This window comes from Streptomyces sp. NPDC088194 (assembly GCF_040702025.1).
Taxonomy (GTDB): Bacteria; Actinomycetota; Actinomycetes; order Streptomycetales; family Streptomycetaceae; genus Actinacidiphila.
Genome location: NZ_JBFBIV010000010.1, coordinates 20,085 through 38,785, shown reverse-complemented (window position 1 = coordinate 38,785; position 18,701 = coordinate 20,085). Strand labels below are relative to the sequence as shown.

At 73.3% G+C, this 18,701-nt stretch carries 19 protein-coding genes; 5 read left to right on the top strand and 14 right to left on the bottom strand.

From position 1 onward, the window contains the following. Positions 1-26: 26 nt before the first annotated feature. Positions 27-704 (bottom strand): SGNH/GDSL hydrolase family protein, encoded by a 678-nt coding sequence (locus AB0399_RS07605; RefSeq protein ID WP_366410584.1) that lies wholly within the window; start codon positions 702-704, stop codon positions 27-29. 300 nt (positions 705-1,004) lie between these two features. Between AB0399_RS07605 and AB0399_RS07600 the strand changes: the two genes are divergently transcribed. Beyond that, a complete protein-coding gene (locus AB0399_RS07600) occupies positions 1,005-2,045 on the top strand; it encodes a zinc-binding alcohol dehydrogenase family protein (RefSeq protein ID WP_366410583.1) in 1,041 nt (346 codons plus the stop codon). Positions 2,046-2,089: 44 nt separating this feature from the next. Here the strand turns inward: AB0399_RS07600 and AB0399_RS07595 are convergent, their stop codons facing one another. The 5 genes from AB0399_RS07595 to AB0399_RS07575 form a co-directional block, all read right to left on the bottom strand. After that, a complete protein-coding gene (locus AB0399_RS07595; protein ID WP_366410582.1) occupies positions 2,090-2,941 on the bottom strand; it encodes a GNAT family N-acetyltransferase in 852 nt (283 codons plus the stop codon). A gap of 118 nt (positions 2,942-3,059) precedes the next feature. Next, positions 3,060-3,824, bottom strand: a complete 765-nt coding sequence (locus AB0399_RS07590; protein WP_366410581.1) for an alpha/beta hydrolase — start codon at positions 3,822-3,824, stop codon at positions 3,060-3,062. A gap of 206 nt (positions 3,825-4,030) precedes the next feature. After that, positions 4,031-4,633: a 3'-5' exonuclease gene (locus AB0399_RS07585; RefSeq protein ID WP_366410580.1), complete on the bottom strand. Its 603-nt coding sequence runs from the start codon at positions 4,631-4,633 to the stop codon at positions 4,031-4,033. A 211-nt stretch (positions 4,634-4,844) separates the two neighbouring features. Then, positions 4,845-5,531, bottom strand: coding sequence for a M24 family metallopeptidase (locus AB0399_RS07580; RefSeq protein ID WP_329370936.1), 687 nt, complete (start codon positions 5,529-5,531; stop codon positions 4,845-4,847). 115 nt (positions 5,532-5,646) lie between these two features. Beyond that, positions 5,647-6,495 (bottom strand): patatin-like phospholipase family protein, encoded by an 849-nt coding sequence (locus AB0399_RS07575; protein WP_366410579.1) that lies wholly within the window; start codon positions 6,493-6,495, stop codon positions 5,647-5,649. Positions 6,496-6,904: 409 nt separating this feature from the next. On the opposite strand from AB0399_RS07575, the gene AB0399_RS07570 reads away from it, so the two are divergent. Beyond that, positions 6,905-7,258 carry a beta/gamma crystallin domain-containing protein gene (locus AB0399_RS07570; RefSeq protein WP_366410578.1) on the top strand — a complete coding sequence of 118 codons (354 nt, stop codon included), beginning with the start codon at positions 6,905-6,907 and terminating at the stop codon, positions 7,256-7,258. A 313-nt stretch (positions 7,259-7,571) separates the two neighbouring features. Further along, positions 7,572-8,243, top strand: a complete 672-nt coding sequence (locus AB0399_RS07565) for a hypothetical protein (RefSeq protein ID WP_366410577.1) — start codon at positions 7,572-7,574, stop codon at positions 8,241-8,243. Positions 8,244-8,358: 115 nt separating this feature from the next. On the opposite strand, the gene add is transcribed toward AB0399_RS07565, so the two are convergent. Both add and AB0399_RS07555 read right to left on the bottom strand, forming a co-directional pair. Further along, complete coding sequence (gene add, locus AB0399_RS07560; RefSeq protein WP_366410576.1) at positions 8,359-9,429, bottom strand: adenosine deaminase; 1,071 nt, start codon at positions 9,427-9,429, stop codon at positions 8,359-8,361. Between the two features lie 270 nt (positions 9,430-9,699). Beyond that, positions 9,700-10,377, bottom strand: a complete 678-nt coding sequence (locus tag AB0399_RS07555; protein WP_366410575.1) for a TetR/AcrR family transcriptional regulator — start codon at positions 10,375-10,377, stop codon at positions 9,700-9,702. A gap of 78 nt (positions 10,378-10,455) precedes the next feature. Between AB0399_RS07555 and AB0399_RS07550 the strand changes: the two genes are divergently transcribed. Next, positions 10,456-11,376: an alpha/beta hydrolase gene (locus AB0399_RS07550; RefSeq protein WP_366410574.1), complete on the top strand. Its 921-nt coding sequence runs from the start codon at positions 10,456-10,458 to the stop codon at positions 11,374-11,376. Positions 11,377-11,395: 19 nt separating this feature from the next. Here AB0399_RS07550 and AB0399_RS07545 read toward each other — a convergent pair whose 3' ends face one another. From AB0399_RS07545 to AB0399_RS07525, 5 genes are all read right to left on the bottom strand, one after another. Continuing rightward, complete coding sequence (locus AB0399_RS07545; protein ID WP_366410573.1) at positions 11,396-12,700, bottom strand: MFS transporter; 1,305 nt, start codon at positions 12,698-12,700, stop codon at positions 11,396-11,398. A gap of 67 nt (positions 12,701-12,767) precedes the next feature. Beyond that, positions 12,768-13,373: a helix-turn-helix domain-containing protein gene (locus AB0399_RS07540; protein ID WP_366410572.1), complete on the bottom strand. Its 606-nt coding sequence runs from the start codon at positions 13,371-13,373 to the stop codon at positions 12,768-12,770. Positions 13,374-13,509: 136 nt separating this feature from the next. Next, positions 13,510-14,061 (bottom strand): hypothetical protein, encoded by a 552-nt coding sequence (locus tag AB0399_RS07535; RefSeq protein ID WP_366410571.1) that lies wholly within the window; start codon positions 14,059-14,061, stop codon positions 13,510-13,512. 106 nt (positions 14,062-14,167) lie between these two features. Beyond that, positions 14,168-14,536, bottom strand: coding sequence for a VOC family protein (locus AB0399_RS07530; RefSeq protein WP_329370916.1), 369 nt, complete (start codon positions 14,534-14,536; stop codon positions 14,168-14,170). Positions 14,537-14,672: 136 nt separating this feature from the next. Next, the gene (locus AB0399_RS07525) at positions 14,673-15,578 is read right to left on the bottom strand and encodes a LysR family transcriptional regulator (protein ID WP_366410570.1); all 906 of its coding nucleotides are present in this window, start codon (positions 15,576-15,578) and stop codon (positions 14,673-14,675) included. 84 nt (positions 15,579-15,662) lie between these two features. On the opposite strand from AB0399_RS07525, the gene AB0399_RS07520 reads away from it, so the two are divergent. Continuing rightward, positions 15,663-16,607, top strand: a complete 945-nt coding sequence (locus tag AB0399_RS07520; RefSeq protein ID WP_366410569.1) for an EamA family transporter — start codon at positions 15,663-15,665, stop codon at positions 16,605-16,607. A 25-nt stretch (positions 16,608-16,632) separates the two neighbouring features. Here AB0399_RS07520 and AB0399_RS07515 read toward each other — a convergent pair whose 3' ends face one another. Then, positions 16,633-18,669 carry a carbohydrate binding domain-containing protein gene (locus tag AB0399_RS07515; protein ID WP_366410568.1) on the bottom strand — a complete coding sequence of 679 codons (2,037 nt, stop codon included), beginning with the start codon at positions 18,667-18,669 and terminating at the stop codon, positions 16,633-16,635. Between the last annotated feature and the right edge of the window lie 32 nt (positions 18,670-18,701).

The following is an 18,701-nucleotide window of genomic DNA, read 5'->3' as shown; positions in this document are numbered from 1 at the left end:
CGGCCCGAACACGACGCCGCCGCAGGTCAGTTCGCCCCGACCTCACCGGCGTCACCCGCGCCGAGCCCACGGAAGGCGTCGAGGAAGGCGCGCGCGATCACCGCGTGGCCGGGCAGTGCCGGGTGGACGCGGTCGCGGGCCCAGTCGGCGGGCACGGTGTGCGCGAGCACGCGGTCGAAGGCCGCCTGGACGTCGACCAGCGGCAGCCCCCGCTCGCGCGCCACCTCGCCGGTGGCGGCCACGTAACGGTCGGACTCGATCCGCCACGGGTCGGACCTGTCGCCCTCGATGAGGTAGGGGGTGGCGAGCACGACGCGGCAGCCGGTGGCCGCAACAGCCCGGTCCAGCAGCGCGGCGAGCGTCTCCTGGAACTCGCCGACGGGCACGGCCTCTTCGGTCTTGCCCTCCACGCCCCGCCAGCAGTCGTTGATGCCGATCTTCACGCAGAGCCAGTCCGGCCGCTCGTCCAGGACGTCGGCCTGCCAGCGCCCCGCGAGGTCGCGGACCGTGTTGCCGGAGATCCCGCGGTTGCTCCAGCGCAGCCCCAGTTCGGGTGCCTCGGCGGTCACCAGGGCCTGGATCAGGCTCACATAGCCGCCGCCGTACGGCGGCTTGTCCGTCAGGCGGCCGGCATCCGTGATGCTGTCGCCTATGAACAGCACGTGGCTGCCCTTCTCGAAGGGAAGCGTGATGTCAGCGGACATAGTGCTCGGCTCCTGTCAGTGCGCTCGGTTGGTGGTGCTGCCACGCGGTGCGGGGCCGTGCGGAATCCGGCAGCCGCCGGTGTACGCACGGCTCCCGGTCACGTCCACGTCGCGCGGCATCATCGCCGCAACCAGACCGTAGCGTGCGAACGTCCCGTCGTGGCAGGCGCACCAGGACGATACGAGGAGGTCACCGCCCTCGTGCCGCGCCCGTCGCACCGCGAGTGAGCGCGCCGTCGCCGGCCGTGAGGACACCGCGGCGCGATTGCCGGGCGGTACGGGCGGGCGCATGCTGGAGGCATGGCGTTCGAGGCCGCCCGCACGGGGGACCTGAGCGGTTGGGCGGTGAGCGAACCGGGCCCGATCGCTTCGGGGCCGCTGCGCCCGGTCCGACGGGAAGTCCCGTCACCCGGGCCCGGCGAGGTGCAGGTGCGGATCGAGGCGTGCGGGGTGTGCCGTACGGACCTCCACCTGGCGGAGGGCGACCTGCGGCCGCACCGGCCACTGACCGTCCCCGGCCACGAGATCGTCGGCCGGGTGAGCGCGACGGGTGACGGGGCGAGCCGGTTCTCCGTCGGGGACCGGGTGGGCGGTGCGTGGCTGCGCGGCACCTGCGGGGTCTGCCGCTACTGCCGGGCCGGGCACGAGAACCTCTGCCCGTCCTCCGTCTACACCGGCTGGGACGCCGACGGCGGCTTCGCCGAGATGACGGTGCTGCCCGAGGCGTTCGCCTACCCGCTCCCCGGCGACGCCGACCCCGCGCAACTGGCGCCGCTGCTGTGCGCGGGCATCATCGGCTTCCGCGCGCTGCGGCGCAGCGCGCTCCCGCCCGGCGGCCGGCTGGGCCTGTACGGCTTCGGGGCCTCCGCGCACCTCGCCGCGCAGGTCGCCCTCGCCGACGGTGCGACCGTACACGTGCTGACCCGCTCCGCCGCGGCCCGCGAACTCGCCCTGGAGCTCGGCGCGTCGTCCGCCCGCGACGCCTACGACGCACCACCCGAGCCGCTGGACGCGGCGATCCTCTTCGCCCCGGTCGGCGACCTGGTGCCGGTCGGACTCGCCGCCCTCGACCGCGGCGGCACCCTCGCCATCGCCGGCATCCACCTCTCCGACATCCCCGTGCTCACCTACGAGCAACACCTGTTCCAGGAGCGCGACCTGCGCAGCGTCACCTCCAACACCCGTGAGGACGGTCGGGACTTCCTCGCCACCGCCCAACGCGTCGGCATCCACGCCACCGTCACCCGCTACCCCCTCGACCACGCCGACCAGGCCCTCGCCGACCTCGCCGCAGACCGCGTCAACGGCGCCGCCGTCCTCATCCCACCCACCCCCACCTGAGCCGCGCGCCGGTCGCGTGAAGTGCGGTTCGGCGCGCGGGGGTGCTACGCGAAGTCGTACGTGGTGAAGTCGGCGAGGGGGCGGAAGCCGATGCGGCGGTAGAGGCGGTTGCTGGTGGGGTTGGCCGCGTCCGCGAACAGGACGACGTCGGTCGCGCCCGCGGACAGTGCGGCGCGGCTGACCGCGACCGTCACGGCGGCCGCGTAGCCGTGGCCGCGCAGGCGGAGGGGGGTGTAGACGGGGTCCACGCGGATCTGGCCGGCGACCAGGGGCGTCCGGCCGGCCATGGCGACGGGGGCACCGTCCGGGGTCTCCCAGAAGGTGTACCGCTTGCCGGCGAAACGTGTGGCGGCCCAACCGGCGGCGTCCACGGTGGTCGCCTCACCGACGGCGTCGACGAACTCGCCGCACCAGCGCACGATGTGCTCGTGGTCCTGGTCACCCGCCTCTCGGGCCCGGCCCGCGGGGAGCGGGTGCGGAGGGGTGAGCGAGGCGAGGCGGTACAGGAGGAGCCGGCTGAGGGGTGTCGGTGTCGCACCGGTGTGCCGCCGCCAGGCTTCGGTGAAGGCGGTGGCGGTGTCGTGGTCCGCGCTGACGCCGGTGAGGACCCGGCCGGTTCCGGCCAGGTGGGCGGCGAGGGCGTCGGCTTGCTCGGGGGTGAGCGGGGTGAGGTTCAGCCGGCGGAGGAGGTGGAAGACCGCACGGCCCTCGCCCGCGCGCTCCAGCCACCCGAAGGCGGGTGCCTCGCCACCGAAGGCGGCCGCTCCGCGGGTTCGCAGCGTCTCCATGACGGTCAGCGGAATCGTGTGCAGGGCGGGGCGCGAGCGCAGGAAATCCCCTGCGTGGCGGAGGAGTTCGTCGATGTCGTCGGTGAGGTGCCACTCGTCCGGACCCATGGTCCAGGGTCCCCCGTGGACGGTTTCGCGTGCAAGGTCCCGCCTGCACGGCCCCCGATGCACGGCCGCGCGTTCGGGGGTGGGCGCCCGCGCTGGGGCGGGCGCCCGGGGGAGGGGGTCAGGCGGGCGGGGTGGACGTGCGGCCGAGGTGGCGTACGAAGAAGCGGACCGCGCTGTCGGCCTCGAACCGCGGCAGCTCCTTGTGCCTGCCGGAGTTGACGTGCAGCGTCTTGTGCTGCGAGCCGAAGGCGTCGAACAACGCGAGGGCGGACGCGCGCGGGATGTGCTCGTCGTCCCACTGCATCGCGAACTCGATCGGTACGGTGATCCGCCGCGCCGGGTCGGCCAGGGCGTCGGGCCAGTGCAGCCCGAAGACCGCGGCGGTGATCCTGGGGTCGGTGGCCGTGAGGGGCACGCCGATCGCGGTGCCCATGTTCAGGCCGAAGTAGCCGACCGGCCCTTCCTCCCCGATCTCGGGAAGCGTCTGGAGCGCGTCCAGGGTCGCCCGCCATTCGGGCACGGCGCGTTCGGCCAGGTGGGCGTTGTAGCGGACGACGATCGGGCCCTCGGGCTCACCGGCCGCCCTCGCCCGGTACAGCTCGGCGATCTCCCGCTCGTCGTGCGCCGTACGCGGCCGGTCGCCGTGACCGGGCGCGTCGATGACGGCGACGTGGAAACCGCCCTCCACCACGAGGCGCAGCGCACGCCCCGACATCGCCGGTGACTTCTTGTGGTTGCCGCCGCCGTGCCCCATCAGGACCAGCGGCGCGCGTCCGGCGTCGGATGACGGCGACCAGAGCACGCCGGGCACCCCGCCCACGGCGAAGTCCCGCTCCACCATGCCGTTCGACGACGACTCGGCGGTGAACTGCATTGCATACATAGGGTGTTGCCCTTCGAGAGTGCCTTGGGTTCAAGGCGCTCCCGGCGACACCTACGTCAATCGCCCGACCATGACGAGCGGAGGGAGCACCCACGCGGATACAGCGTTCACGGGTCTCACCTCCTCGGCCGATGTCACGGTGCCCGGACGCTAGCAGCCCTCGCGCGGCCTCGGCCACTCCGTTTCCGGGCCCGCGGAGCCGGGCGTCACCACAAGGTGGGGTCCTGTCGCGGGCCGGGGCCGCCGGGGAGGCCGGGGGGCACCGCGACGGCGACCAGGGCGGGCCAGGTCGGGTAGTGCCCGGCAAGCGCGAGGAGCAACCGGGCGGCCGCGTAGGCGTCGTAGGTCGCGCGGTGGCGCTGCGCGGGGGCGGCCGTAAGGTCGAGGTGGTGATGGTCGATCAGGTGGTCGAGGGTGTACGACGGCAGGCCGGGCAGGGTGGTCCGGGCCAGCCGCAGCGTGTCGATGACGCCGTCGGGCGTCCAGCCGGGCAGGTGCGCGGACAGGGCGCGGTGGTCGACGTGGGCGTTGTGCGCGGCGATCCAGGCCGTGCCGAGCCGGCCCCGTACCTCTTCGGCGGCCCGGTCCCAGGCGGGGTGGCCGGCGAGGACGTCGTCGGTCAGGCCGTGCACCCGGGCGGCGCGCGGGGTCACGGGCCGGGGCGGGCGGATCAGCCACGCGCCGGCCGTGGCCGGGTCCGGCCGGCCGTCGCGGATCGGGAGGGCGGCGACCTCGACGAGGTCCGGCGGGGTGCGGCCGTTGCTCTCGACGTCGACGACGAGCAGCGGGGGCCAGGCGGTGAAGTCCATGCCGTGATCGTTCCACTACGGCGGGTCGCCGTCGGCCGGAGCCGCGCGCGTCACCGGAAGGGGGTGGGGGCCAACGGGCCAGCCGAGGTCAACCGGTCAACGGGGTCAACCGGGTCAACCGGCTTCCCCGCAGCGGTCGTTGCTTCAACGGCTCCACCGGACTCCGCCGGGCTCCCGCGCCTCGGCCTCCAGCGGCCTCGCCGAACCCACCTCACAAGTCGAGCAGTTCCTCGTAGAACCCCCCGAACCCGCGCTCGCGGTCGACGAGATGGATCTCCAGAATCCAGTGCAGCAGCCGGCCCGCGTCGTCCGTGCGGCGCAGCGGCTTGCCGTTGGCGGGCACGATGTGGGAGTCGACGTCCGCGAAGTCATCGTGTTCGGGCGGGAACGCTCCGACCAGGTGGCCGACGTGCCAGCCGCCGAGCTGCCACCCCGCGTCGGCCGCCAGCCGTTCGACCTCGGCGTAGAGCTGCCTGCCGGTGATCTCGGGGTCCGCCTCGAAGGCGTGCCGGCCCGCGGCGAACACCAGCGGCAGGTCGTCGCGCAGGCGGCGCTTGACGGGGTCGTCGCCGAGGACGTAGGTCCGCCCGAAGTCGGCCTCGAACTCCTCGAAGATCGGCCCGAAGTCGGCGAACGCGATGTCGTCCGCGCCGATGATCCGGTCCGGCGGGTTCTCGCGATACGGCAGGAGGGTGTTGGGCCCGGACCGTACGATCCGCTTGTGCCAGTAGTGCGTGGTGCCGAACATCTCGTTCGCCAGGTCGCGCACCCGGTCGCTGACCTCGCGTTCGCCCAGGCCGGGGGCGACCAGGTTGCGGGTCTCGATCTCGGCGAACAGCAGTGCCGCCTTGGCCTGCGCGTCCAACAGCCGCGCCGCGCGCGTGGATTCGACCGTCACGCCGCCCACCGTAGGAGCGCCGCCGGCGCCCCGGCAACCGGATTGGCCCGCGCAGGTGGTCCAGCCGTCGTGCGTCCTGCCTCGGTGCCGGGTCGATCCCGAGCACGGAAGCGGATCAGGCCGTCGTCCACTCGATCGTCAGGCCACGCCCCTGGGCGCGGCCCGCCGCCGCTGCCGGCCCGCGCGTGGACGGGTCCAGCGGGTTCTCGCCGATCGCCGCGTGCGACGCCTCGTCCGGCTCGACGACCGCGACCTCGGCGCCGCCCGCGCGCAACTCGTCGACGGCCTGCGCCAGCGGCTTCTCGCTCGGCAGCAACTGGACGCTGCCCAGCGGGGAGAGCACCAGCACGCGGGAGGAACCGGCGGCGTAGTCGGCGTTGTCGTTGGAGCGGACCCCGCCGTCGACGTACCCGCGCCCGTCGATCGTCACCGGCGGCCACACGCCGGGCACGGCGCAGCTCGCCGCGACAGCGTCGACGAGGTCCACGCCCGACGCCCTGTCGAACACCCGCGGCTCCCCGCTCTCCGCGTCCACCGCGACGATCTTCATCGCGCGGGCGGGCCAGTCGTACGACGGCAGGCGGGACTCGATCACCGCGCGCCGCTCCGCCTCCGGCACGGTGGTGGCGCCCCGGGCGAACGCGCCCACCGCGCGCCGGATCTGCTGCGCGGTCGTGGCTTCCCGCAGCACGGCCTCGATCTGCGCACCGAAGCCCGCCAGGTCCACCTCGACCATGATCTCGGCGGCCTGCAACCGCGGCTCGACCTGCCGGGCGTACAGCTCCGCCAGGCTCAGGCCGCTCCCGAGCTGCGCCGCGACGGTCGAGCCCGCGGAGGTCCCCACGATCAGGTCGGCCGCCGTGGCGTCCTGACCCGCCTCGGCCAGCCCCGCCAGCAAACCGGTCATCCACGCCACCCCGGCGACGCCTCCGCCGCCCAGCACCAACGCCTCAGCCACAGCCATCCCCAGCCATCCCCTCGTCGGTCCGATCGCTCCCCCGCACCCTAAGGCGCCGCGGTGACCTCTCCGTTGCCGGTCTCTCCGTTACCGGCCTCTCCGTTGCCCGCGCGTTCGCGGCCGGCGCGTTCCTGACCGGCGCACGCGCCCGCGGTGTGTGGGGCCGGGCCGCCACGGTCGGGTGATGTTTCGGCGCGGCGGTCCGAACACGGAGTGTTACCGCCCAACTTCGAATGGCGATCGCTACGTTGGGTGCATCGGGTCCTCCGGCCGCCTCCCTGACAGGTGCGGCCGGAGGGGCCGGCCTGGTGCGCGACCGGTCGTCTGCCGGCTCGACGAAGCACCGTTCCGCCATGGCGCGACGTCGCCGACACGGCCGGCAGGTGCGCCGGCCCTCGCAGGTAAGGAGAAAACCGTGATCTCGAAAGTCAAGAAGGTGGCGCGGTCCCTGGCTCTCGCGCTCGCCGCGGCCGCCACGCTCACCCTGGGCGTGCCCAGCGGCAACGCCTTCGCCATCAACCATGTCGAGTGCGTCGGCGGGGAGAACTTCCTGAAGATCTACTCGCACCTCAACGGGCAGCAGAGCGTGGACTGCTACGCGAACGCCGGGCGGACCAACTTCGGCGGGTGGTGGGTCGACCGGATCGTCACGGGCAACAACGACCTGATCTACTACGACGCCAACGGCGACTCGGTGAGGATCGATCGCTGGCACGACATCACGTTCCCGAACAACCCCCCAAGGGTCGCCTCCATCCAGATCCTCTGACGCGATCCTCCGACGCGACGATCTCCCCCGCGGTCCGACACGTCGGCGTCGGACCGCGGAACTCCCGTCCACGCGGGCACCTCTCATCCGCGGTCCGGTCCCCGCTAGGGTTCCCGGCTCGGCTTCCCGGCTCGGCTTCCCGGATCGGGTCCCAACTCGGGTCCCCCGGTCGATTTCCGGCCAGGTTGATGACGTCTTTACCCGGTGATGACCATTCGCATCACTTCCCACTAGGGTCACTTCAGTTCCACAGCCCGGTGCCGCACGGTCGTCGTGCGGCGCTTCATCGACCTGTCGATTGGACTGGTGTGAAGTGACCCTCAAGTATCGCCATCTGCTCGGCCGTTCCCTGGCGACGGCACTCCGGAGCCGGCTCGCCGCCGCGGTGGGGGTGGTCGCGCTGCTGGCGGCCGTCCTCACCGGCACCGCCGCCGGCACGGCCAGTGCGGCGCCCCGGACGCCCCAGGCGGCACCGGTCGCCGCCGCCCCCTCCGCCTCGACCCCCGAAGCCGCCACTCCGACGGACGTCACTCCGGCGGACGCCGGATGGGTCTGCCCCGGCACGCCCATACCGGATGGCTACGTGATCACCAGCCGCGCGGCCAACGGGTGCAACGGCGCCGGCGCCTGGTACATCCAGCCGGTGCAGAACGGCATCTGGATCTGCGCCACGTCACCGATCCCCACCGGCTACGTCCTCACCATGCACACCGCCAACGGCTGCAACGCCAACATCGACACCTGGTTCCTGGAGCTGGCCCGCGACGGCCAGTACGTCTGCGCGGGCTCGCCGATCCCGACCGGCTACGTGCTCACCGGCCACATCAGCACCGGCTGCGGCAACATCGGCATCTGGTACCAGCAACTCGCCCGCGTCGGCGAGTACATCTGCCCCGGCGTACCCGTACCGCCCGGCTTCCGCACCGACGTCTTCAACGCGAGCATGTGCAGCGGCCTCGGGGGCTGGCTCCTCCTGAGCGCCTGACCCACCGAGCCCCACCGGAAGGCACCGCGCGCCCCCCGCGGTGCCTTCCTGCGTACGTACCCCGGGATTCGCCCCGCCTTCCCGGTGAACGCCCCCGCACGGGCCGGCGCGGACGTCAGCCGAGCCAGGCGTCGACGCCCTCGGTGGCCGCCGCGATCAACTCGGGCGGCGCGTCGCTGGTTTCGAGCGAGGCGCGGGCGATCTCGGCGAGCTGGTGGTCCGTGAGCCCGAGTGCCGTACGGGCGGTCCGGTACTCGTCGCTGAGCGACGCCCCGAACATCAACGGGTCGTCCGTCCCCAGCGAGCACCGGACACCCGCTGCCAGCAGCCGGGGCAGCGGGTGCCGGGCCAGGTCGGGGACCAGACCCAGCACCCGGTTGGAGGTCAGGCAGACGTCCAGCGAGACGCCCCGCGCGGCCAGGAGTTCCAGCAGGGCGGGGTCCTCCACGGCGCGGATACCGTGCGCGACGCGGGTCGCGCCGAGGCGGTCGACCGCCGCGCGGACGCTGTCGGGTCCGCGGAGTTCTCCGGCATGCGGTGCCGACGTCAGTCCTGCGGTACGGGCGATGGCGAACGCCTCCGCGAACTCCCCGGTGCCGCGGGCCCCTTCGTGGCCGGTCAGCCCCAACGCGTGGACGCCGCGCCCCGCGTACCGGGCGGCGAAGCGCGCAAGCCGCACGGCGGCCGCGGGGGTCGCGTGGCGGGACACCGCCAGGGTCAGCCCGAACCCGACGCCGCGGCGCGCGCCCGCCTGCCGGCCCGCGTCGAGGACCAGGTCGAGGACGTCCTCCGGCGCTCCGAAGTGCGCGTAGGAACGCGGGTCGAAGTGCGGCTGGACCCAGACGCCGCCGTCGGCCGCGGTGTCCTCCACCAGTTCGGTCACCACCCGCCGCAGGTTGGCGGGGCGGTCCGACGTCGCGTCGAAGGCCGCCGCGTAGACCTGCTGGAACCCCTCGAAGTCGGCGAACCCCCGCGGGTCGGGGGCCGCATGTCCGGCATCCGACGCGAGCTCTGCCAGCGTGGCCGGGCGCATGGCCGCCAGCAGGTGAAGGTGCAGTTCCGCCTTGGGCAGCGCCCTCGGGTCACGCCCCGACGCGAGCGTCCCGGCCCCGGTTCCGGTTCGGGTCCAAGTCCCGTCTCCGGCCTGCTCGTTCGCCACGGCGCGACGCCGCCTGTCCTGATGCATCGGCCATCCTCTCCTGACGGGAGGACAGTAGGGCCGTCGGGGCTCGTCAGGCCAGGTCACCGCCATGGTCGGGATCGCGTGGGAGCGTTCCTGCACCGCTCGGAGCGGAGCCGGCACCGGTCCCCACCGGCCGCACCGCGAACCGTTGCCCACACCCGCTCCACCGGCTGCCAAGGGCCCTTCCCGGCCGGCGCCCGGCCACCTTTGAGATCCGCGCGCCGCCAGAGCGTGCGATCGCCCGCGGCGGACGCCGGTGGACGCCGGCGGACGTCAGCCCAGTACGCCGGCGAGGGTGCGGGCGAGGACGGTGTCGAAGCGGTCGCGGGGTTTGCCGTGGGGCGGGGAAGCCGCGAGCAGCGCGGTGATGCGGGGGTGGTCCCCCGCGGCGGCGACGTGGTGGAGGTAGGCGGCCTGGCGTGCGGCGCCGGTGTCCGCGGCAGCCATCTCGTTCTGTACGAACAACGCGGTCAGACCGCTGAGCAGGGCGAACGCCTCGAACTTGCGCGCGGGGCCGGCCGGGTGGTCGGCGAGCACGTCGAGCACGTGCTCCAGGAGGTCGATCCCGTGGGGGCCGAGCGTGGGACGGCTCATGACCATGGCGGGCAGCCACGGGTGGCGGCGCATGATCTGCCGGGCCTGGTGGCCGAAGGCGAGCAGATCGGCCTTCCAGTCGCCGCTGGCCGCGGGCAGGTCGTACTCGCTCGCGGTGCTGTCGGTCATCAGGTCGAGCAGGTCGTCGCGGGTGGCCACGTAGCGGTAGAGCGAGGCGGCGCCGGTGCCCAGAACCGACGCGACGCGGCGCATGGAGACGGCGTCCAGGCCCTCGCGGTCGGCCAGTTCCACCGCGGCGGCGGTGATCTCGGCGCGGCTGCGCTCGGCCGGGCGTCCGACCGCCGCCTGCTCCGGCCGCATCCAGATCACCGGTTCGTTCTGCCCTGCCACCGCCATCGCCACCTCCCGCGTTGCCGCCAGCCTATCTATCGCATACGCTGTTCGCGAACGACGTTTGCGAATGGGAGGGACGCGATGACGCGCTATGCGCACAACGGCGAGATCCGGATCGCCTTCGAGGACCTGGGCGGTGCGGGCGGCGACCCGCTCCTGCTGGTCATGGGGCTGGGAACCTCACGGTTCTGGTGGCCGGACGGCCTGGTGGACGAACTGCTCGGCCGCGGCTTCCACGTCGTGGCCTACGACCAGCGCGACGCGGGCGAGTCCACCCACCTGCCGGACCGGTGCGCCGGCTCGCCGTTCAAGGCCCTGCTGCGCCGCGACGCCCCCGCCTACGGCGCCGAGGACCTCGCCGACGACGCGGTCGCCGTCCTCGACGCCCTCGGCTGGCAGAGCGCCCACCTCTTCGGCCACTCGATGGGCGGACTCGTGGCGCAGCGCACCGCGATCCGCCACCCGAAGCGCGTGCTGAGCCTGATCACGTCCTCGGCCGTCCCCAGCGACGCGAAGGGCCTGAACGTCCTGCGCTACGTGCGCCTGTCGCTCCTGCCCCGGTTCTCCCGGCTCCACCACCCCGACACCCCTCAGGGCAACCTGGACCTGGCCGTCGCCGTCGCCCGCCTGCTCGCCGCGCCCGACCGGCACATCGACGAGCACGACGTGCGCGAGTTCGTGGACAAGGAGGCGGCGCACCAGGTCACCAGCTTCCGCGACGCGAAGGCGCAGAGCCGCCAGATCGGCGCGAAGTGGCACGGCGGGCCGCTGGCCGGGATCACCGCGCCGACGCTGGTGCTGCACGGCGAACGCGACCCGCTGCTGCGTACGTCGGCCGCGCGCGCCATCGCCGCCGCGGTCCCCACCGCCCGCCTGCGCGTCGTACCCGGCGTCGGCCACTTCCTCTTCCGCGCCGACTGGAGCACCTACGCCGACGAGCTGCGCACGCACGCCGACCTGGCCCCCGCGCAACCGCAGTTCACCGGCCCGGTGGAACCCTGACACCGCGGCCGGACACCCCTCAGCCGCCGCTTCCCGGCTCCGGACGATCCCCCGCCGCGACCGGTTCCGGCACGACCTTGATACCGGGGACGGGCGACGGCAGCAGCAACAAGCTGCCCGCCGCGCCGCAGACACCCGCGATCAGCAGCGTCGGCCGCATGCCGATCCCCGTGGCCAGCCAGCCGCCGACCAGCGCGCCGAGCGGCCGGGAGCCGTAGTTGATCGAGCTGTAGGCGCCGGCGATCCGGCTGCGCAGATGGTCGGGGGTCACGGCGGCCCTGAGGGAGTTGTTGCCGATGTCGAAGAACATCACGCCCAGTCCCGACAGGAACTCCGTCGCGCCGAGCAGCAGGAAGCTCTTCCCGTGCGCGCCGCCCGCCAGGACGAGCAGCACCAGCGGACTCGGGTACAGCGCGGCTCCCAGCATGATCGTCCGGCCGAGGCCGAGGACCCCGATGGCCCTGCGCGCCAGGACCGCGCCGGCCAGGCCGCCGACCGCGCCCGCCCCGAGGGCGAGTCCGATCATGCCCGCCGGCAGGCCCAGCACGCGGTTGGCGAACAGGATGACGATCGCCTGCGCGGCGTACATGAAGAAGTTCATCGTGGTCGAGCAGGCGAGGCTGGCGCGCAGCACCGGGTGCCGGAAGATGAACCGGGCGCCGGCGGCCATCCGCGTGCGCAACGGCAGGTGGGAGTCCGAGGCGGGCGGCAGCCCCTTCGTCCTGATCCGGCCGATCATGGTCGCGGAGAACAGGAAGGAGACCGCGTCCACGGCCGCCGCGGCGGGCGCGGTGATCGCCTGGACGAGCGCGCCGCCCACCGCGGGCCCGACCACGTACGACAGCGAACGGCTCATGTTCAGCCTGCTGTTGGCCGCCACGTAGCCGGTCCGCGGTATCAGCGTCACGAAGAACGCCGGGTACGCGACGTCGAACACCGTCTGCCCCACCCCGGTCACCGCGCCGACGACGTACAGCTGCCCGAGCCCGAGCGCGTGCGCCCCGTAGGCGACCGGCAGGCTCAACAGGGCGGCGGCGCGCGTCACATCGGCCGCGATCATCATCAGCCGCTTGTGGGGGCGCGAGTCGATCCAGGCGCCGACGACCGGCGCGACGGTGTTCGGCAGCCAGATCAGCGCCGTCAGCAGCGCGGCCTGCCGGGCGTTCGCGTGCAGCAGTGCCACCGCGATGAGCGGCAGCGCCAGCTCGCTGATCCGGTCGCCGAACTGCGAAACGGTCTGGCCCGACCAGAAGATGGCGAACCGGCGGTCGGTCCGCGCGCCCGCCCCGGCGGTGCCCGGTGCCGCCGGCGCTACCTGATGCACGGGGACCGCCCCGGATCGGCAGCCGCGCGGGCCGCCAACTGCCGTACGAGCGGCGGCCGGTGGTCCTTCATCGCTCCTCCGCGGGGACGGGCGGCGAGACCGTGACGATCCGGGTGAACTGCACGTGCCGGCTGCCGGGCGGGCGGGTCGACTTGTCGTCGATGGGACGCTCGTCGACGTACCGCTGGAGCAGGTCCGCCATCCGCCCGGCCACGTCGGCGAGTTCGTCGGCGGTGAGGTAGACCCCGGTGTGGTCGATGCCGGTGTGCTCCCGCCAGTTCGGCTCCTCCGCGGGCCGCTGCCGCTGCCACGTGGCGAGTTGGTCGAGGGCGCGTTCGGCGAGGAGTTGTTCGAGGACGCTCACCGCGGCATCGCCCTCCGGCGTGAGTTCGGCACCGCGCCACGACTGCGAGGTCGACACCAGCCGCCACGGCCGCTCGCGGTTGTCCTTGCTCGGCGCGGGCTCCACGAAGTCGTACTTGGCCAGTTGACGGAGGTGGTGCGAGGTCAGGGCCTGGCTGATCCCGAGCCGACGCGCGGCCTCGGCCGCGGTCATCGGCCCCTCCCTGCCGAGCAGGGCCCGCAGTTCCAGCCGGACGGGGTGCGCCATCGCCCGGATCGCCAGCGGGTCGTCCAGGAACCGTGCGCGCCGCGGATCTCTCTCCAAGGACATGCTTGGAATATGGGCCGCGCCACCGGCGATGTCAAGCATGTGCTTGGAATGCGCTCGGCCCCCACTCCCCCGAGCGGCAACGCCGATGTCCGCGCGCCGAGCCCCGCGAGGGCCGGCCGCAGCCGCCGCGCACCGCTCAGAACGTCGTGAACGCGACCTTTCGCCCCGAGGCGTCCAGGGGCTGGGGGTCCACCGACCTGGCACCCTTTCCGGGCCACGACGCCGGCTGGTACACGACCCAGTACCGGCCGTCCGGCAGGCCGCGCCCCTTCGGGAGCGGGTGGGTGGGGACGACCTCTTCGGTGGACACCCGCACTCCTACGGCCGCGTCGGGAACGGGTCCGTAGGAAGCGAAGGCGTTGCGCCCCGGCGCCTGGCCGCCGCCGTAGTACCCGCCGGAGTCCGAACCGTCGAAGCCGCACGCACCGTTCGCCCACGGCAACGTCGCGGAGTGGTCCGGCCCCCGGGAATCGTCAAGGCTCATACAGAAGCTGCCGTCCTGATCGGCGTCGATGTAGGCGTCCAGCTGCCAGTGCACACCGCCGGTGACGTACCTCTGCAGCACCGTGTAGTGATCGCCCACGCGATACGGCGAGTTCGGGTCGTGCCGCTGCCCGTCGCAGGCAGTGGCCATGACCATCGCCATGACGGCCACCGCCACCGTTGTTCGCGCCGAACGAGCCGACATGCGCAAGCCCCCCAGGGCGTCGAGAAACCCCCGCGATCTTCACAGCTCTCTCACAGGGGCTACAAGGCGGCGCCGGTAAAGGTTGGGAAAACCCCGCCGGGCGGCGTCACCCCTGCGGGATCGGCTGGGTGAGGTTCACCGGGTTGCCGTCGGGGTCCCGGATGTGGGCGACGCGCTGTCCCCACGGCATGTCGTTGGGGCCGCCGCTGACCGAGCCGCCCAGCGCCACCACCCGGCCGAGCGTCTCGTCGACGTCGTCGACAGCGATGCTGAGCAGAATCCGCGGCGCCGCCCCGGTCTCCGCGTCGTCCTTGGCCACCAGCCCGAGGTCGGTGTCGCCGATGCGCAGGCCGAGGTAGAAGGCGGGGCCTTCCGCCGGCACCCGGAAGACCTCCTCGGCGCCGAACAACCGCGTGTAGAAGCCGAGCAGAACGTCCTGGGCGGCGGTCAGGATCACCGGCTGGATGGTGGACATGGCACTCCTGTCGAGAACGGTCGAGTCGTCGGGTGGACCGTCCGAGGACGGCGAACTCATCGGCAGGACCGGACCGCCGCCCGGCCGCTGCACGAAGGCGCGGCTCCACCCGCGACAGCGTCGTACGGCCCGGCGCTCAACTGGGCATCGCCCCGGGCGCGGACCGCCTGACCAGGAGGTCGGTGACCAGGGCGAGGGCGGGCCAGTCCAGGCGGCCGTGGCGCGCGACGGCGTACGCGCGCAGTTCGACGTCGGGAGCGGCGAGCGGGACGAGCCGCACCGCGGGGAGCGTGACCGTCCCGACGGGGAGCAGGCCCACACCGAGCCCGGCGGTGATCATGGCGCGCACGAGGTCGAGGCTGTCGGCCTGGTGGGTGATGCGCGGGGTGAAGCCCGCCATGGAGGCGAGGGTGCGGATGACGGTCTCGTCCGCGGTGTTGCGCGAGTTGACGATCCAGTCCTGCCCGGCGAACCGGGCGAAGACCTCCGCGGCCGTCCCTTCTCGGATGTCGGCGTGCGCGGGGACGCCCAGACCCCAGCGCGCGGTCCACAGGGCGGTGGCGCGCAGCACGGGGTCCTCGGCCGCGGGCGCCAGGTTGTAGTCGTAGGTCAGGGCCAGATCCGTCGCGTCCTCGGCCAGCAGCCGCAGCGCCTCGGCGGGTTCGTGTTCGCGGACCAGGACACGGAGGCGGGGATGGCTCGTGGCCAGGGCCGTGACGATGGGCAGCAGGTGGGCGCGGATGGCGGTGGCGAAACCCGCGACGCGCAGGGTGCCGGTGGGCTCCGCTCCCGGCGCGAGGTCGTGGTGCGCCGCCTCGACGGCGGAGAGGATCGTCACCGCGTGCTCGGCCAGCCGGCGTCCCGCGGGCGTCAACCGGACCAGGCGCCCGTGCGGTTCGGTCAGCGCGGTGCCCATGTCGTCGGCGAGGGCGGCGATCTGCTGCGAGACGGTCGAGGTGGTCGTGCCCAGGACGTCGGCCGCCGCGCGCATGGACCCCAGCCGGGACAGCTCCACCAGCATCCGCAGTCGTCGTGTCTCCATCCCTGGATTGTCGCGGATCGGCGAACGGTTCATTCACGATCGGCACGTGGACACGAACGGTCCGGCCATCATGTACTCGGGTGCATGAGCCTGCCGAACCACCGCGCCACCGGTCCGCGGCTGTCCGCGTCCGCGACCGGGGCCCTGATGGCCGTGACCTCCATGTCCGCCGTCCAGCTCGGGCTCGCGCTGTCGGTTCCGCTGGTCGACCGGCTCGGCGCCCTGGGCACGACAGGGCTGCGTATGGCGTGGGCCGGTGTGCTCCTTCTGGTGCTGGTGCGGCCCCGCCCGCGCGACTTCACCGGCCGCGACCTGCGGGCGTGCACCGCGCTGGGTGCGGTCAGCGCGGGCATGATGATCTGCTTCATGCTCGCCGTGACGCGGCTGCCGCTCGGCACGGCCAGCGCGCTGGAGTTCCTCGGCCCGCTGGCCGTGTCCCTCTACGGCTCCCTCCACGGTCCGAGCCGTGGTCGTACCCGCTGGGCGGCCATGGCGGCCCTCGGTGTCGTCGCCCTGACCGAACCCTGGCACGGGGGGATCGACGCGGCCGGCGCGGGTTTCGCCGTGGCCGCCGCGTCCTGCTGGGCGGCCTACATCCTGCTGACCCAGCGGGTGGGCGACTCCGTGACCGGCCTCGGCGGACTGGCCGTCTCCATGCCCGTCGCCGGCCTCGTCGGCCTCCTCGCCGCGGCGCCCTCCGACCTGGCGCACGTCACGTGGAGGCTGCTCGCCGCGATGCTGGGGCTGGCCGCCCTGAGCGCCGCGTTGCCCTTCGCCCTCGAGTTCCTCGCCCTGCGCCGCCTCACGACCTCCGCCTTCGGCACCCTGATGAGCCTGGAGCCGGCCGTCGCGCTCCTCGCCGGCCTGCTGGTGCTCGGCCAGATCCCCGCGCTCGCCTCCGCGGCGGGCGTCGCCCTCGTCGTGACCGCCGGCATCGGCGCCACCCGCACCGGCGTCCGCCCCTCCCCCGCGCCCCCCGAACCGCACCACGCCCTGACGCCCACCACGGCGAGTTCGCCCTCGGGCTGAACCCCACCCCGTCGGCGCGGGGCGGTCAGCCTCCCGCGGTGACGGACAGGTCGTCGCAGCTGGACCGGCCGGCCGAGGGCAGGTAGCAGAAGACGGTGGCGCTGGTGTCCCCCGCTCCCGTGGTGAACGGCGCGGACAGCCGGGTCCACCCGGTCGCGGTGGTGGACGCCGACACCTGGGCGCCGCCGTGGTTCTTGACGCCCAGCCAGGTGGGGGCGCCTGTGGTGCGCACCCAGCCGGTGTACCGGTAGGCGGTGTTCGGCTGGAGGCCGGTGACGGTGTACTCGGCGGTCGCGGCGCCGCCGGAGGGGGCGTTCAGGGACAGGTCGTAGGCGCCGCCGTGCGCCGCCGGGTCCTGCGCGGCGGTGGCGCCGCGGGTGCTCCAGCCGTTGAGGTTGCCGGCTTCGAGGCCGCCGTCGGGCAGCAGGTTCGGCGCGCCGGCCGAGGGAGCCGCGGCGGAGGCGCCGATGTTGGGGGCGGCGGTGGGCGACACCGCGACCCCGAAGTAGTCCCGGCCGCCGTTGCCGCGGACGGCCGCGCCGATGCCGGCCACCGGGGAGCCGGCGCACAGCCGGTAGCCGGTGGCGCCGCGGATGCCGCCGGCGTCGCCGGGGTCGCAGAAGGCCGGATCGGCGGTGGTTCCGCCCGGGTCGGACGGGAGGCCGCCCAGGTTCACGAAGTCGTTGTGGTGGAAGGTGTAGCCGCCGGACCGCAGGTTGAACGAGGCGCTTCCGCTGCCTGACTTGACCACGATGTTGTTGCTGAAGGAGACCTCGCGCGGGGTGGTGTTGTTCTCGTTGACCACGGTCTGGCTGACTCCGGGGCCGATGTAGAGGGTGTTGTTGTACACCTGCATGCCGGACACCGCGCCCGAGCAGTTCTCGAAGCCGCGGTAGGAGTCGTCCTGGCTGATGTTGTAGCGGACGACAGCGTCGGACGTGCTTCCGTCGGCGTTGCAGAACAGCATGAAGCCGCCGTCGTTGTCGTGGCTGTAGTTGTACTGGTAGACCGTTCCCGCCGTCCCCTGGTCCACGTCGAAGGCCATGCCGTCGTTGGTGCCGGCCCCGCCGGAGACGTCGTTGTACTGGAAGACGGTGCCGTCGGCGTCCCACGGCCAGATCCCGGCGTCGTATCCGGTGGGCTCCAGGTGGAAGCCGGCCAGGGTGTTGTACTGCACCAGGGAGTTGTCGGCGTCGATGACCACGATGCCGTCCCCGCCGATCCGGTGCAGGGTGTTGCCCTGGATCACCAGGCCCCTGGTCGGGTGGCGCGGCTCGGGCATGTCGGTCGGGTCGTTGACCGCGGCGTCGTTGCCCCAGGTGGACCATTCGGTGATGCCGCTGCGGTCGACGTCGTCGACGGTGTCGTCCTGGATCACCACGCCGTCGAACCAGGTGGGCGTGGTGGTGCCGTGCACCTCGAAGTCGATGCCGGCCGAACCGTCGGTGCCCTTGGTGGTGTCACCGCGTATGTCGTGGACGTACAGGTGGGACAGCAGGTAGTTCCGGGCCGCGCCGATGTCCTGGGCCACCACCTCGACGCCGCGCCGGTTGGTGCCCGGGGCGGCCTGGTCGGTGATCTCCAGGTTGGTGAGCTGGATGAACTGCTCGTTGTACAGGTAGACCGCGTTGGGGGCGCCGTCACCGTCGACGACGGCCCGCGCGGAGGACGTTCCGTAGTCGGAGATGGTGAACGGAGCCGCGGCGCTGCCGGAGCCCTTCGGGGAGAGGGTCCCGGTGCAGGTGGTGCCGCGCATGAGCCGCAGCGCCTCGCCGGCGTGGTAGGTGTGCGCGTTGGCATCGGTGAGCGAGTTCCACGGTCTGCTCAACGTGCCGTTCCCGTCCGTGGTCGCCGCGCAGTCGACGTAGTACGACCTACGGGTCGGGGCGATCACCGGGCGCAGTGCGGCGCCCGCGTGGGAGGAGCCGACCGGCAGCGCGGCCGCGGGAGGGTGAGGCGTGGTCGGCACGGTGGCGGCCGACGCTTGTGATGCCAGGACGAGTGGGGTCGCCAGGGCGACGGTCAGGGCGCCGAGAATCGCCGCTGCTGCGCGTGCGGACATGCGCGTTCCTCCGATGGGGGGAGAACTCCCCC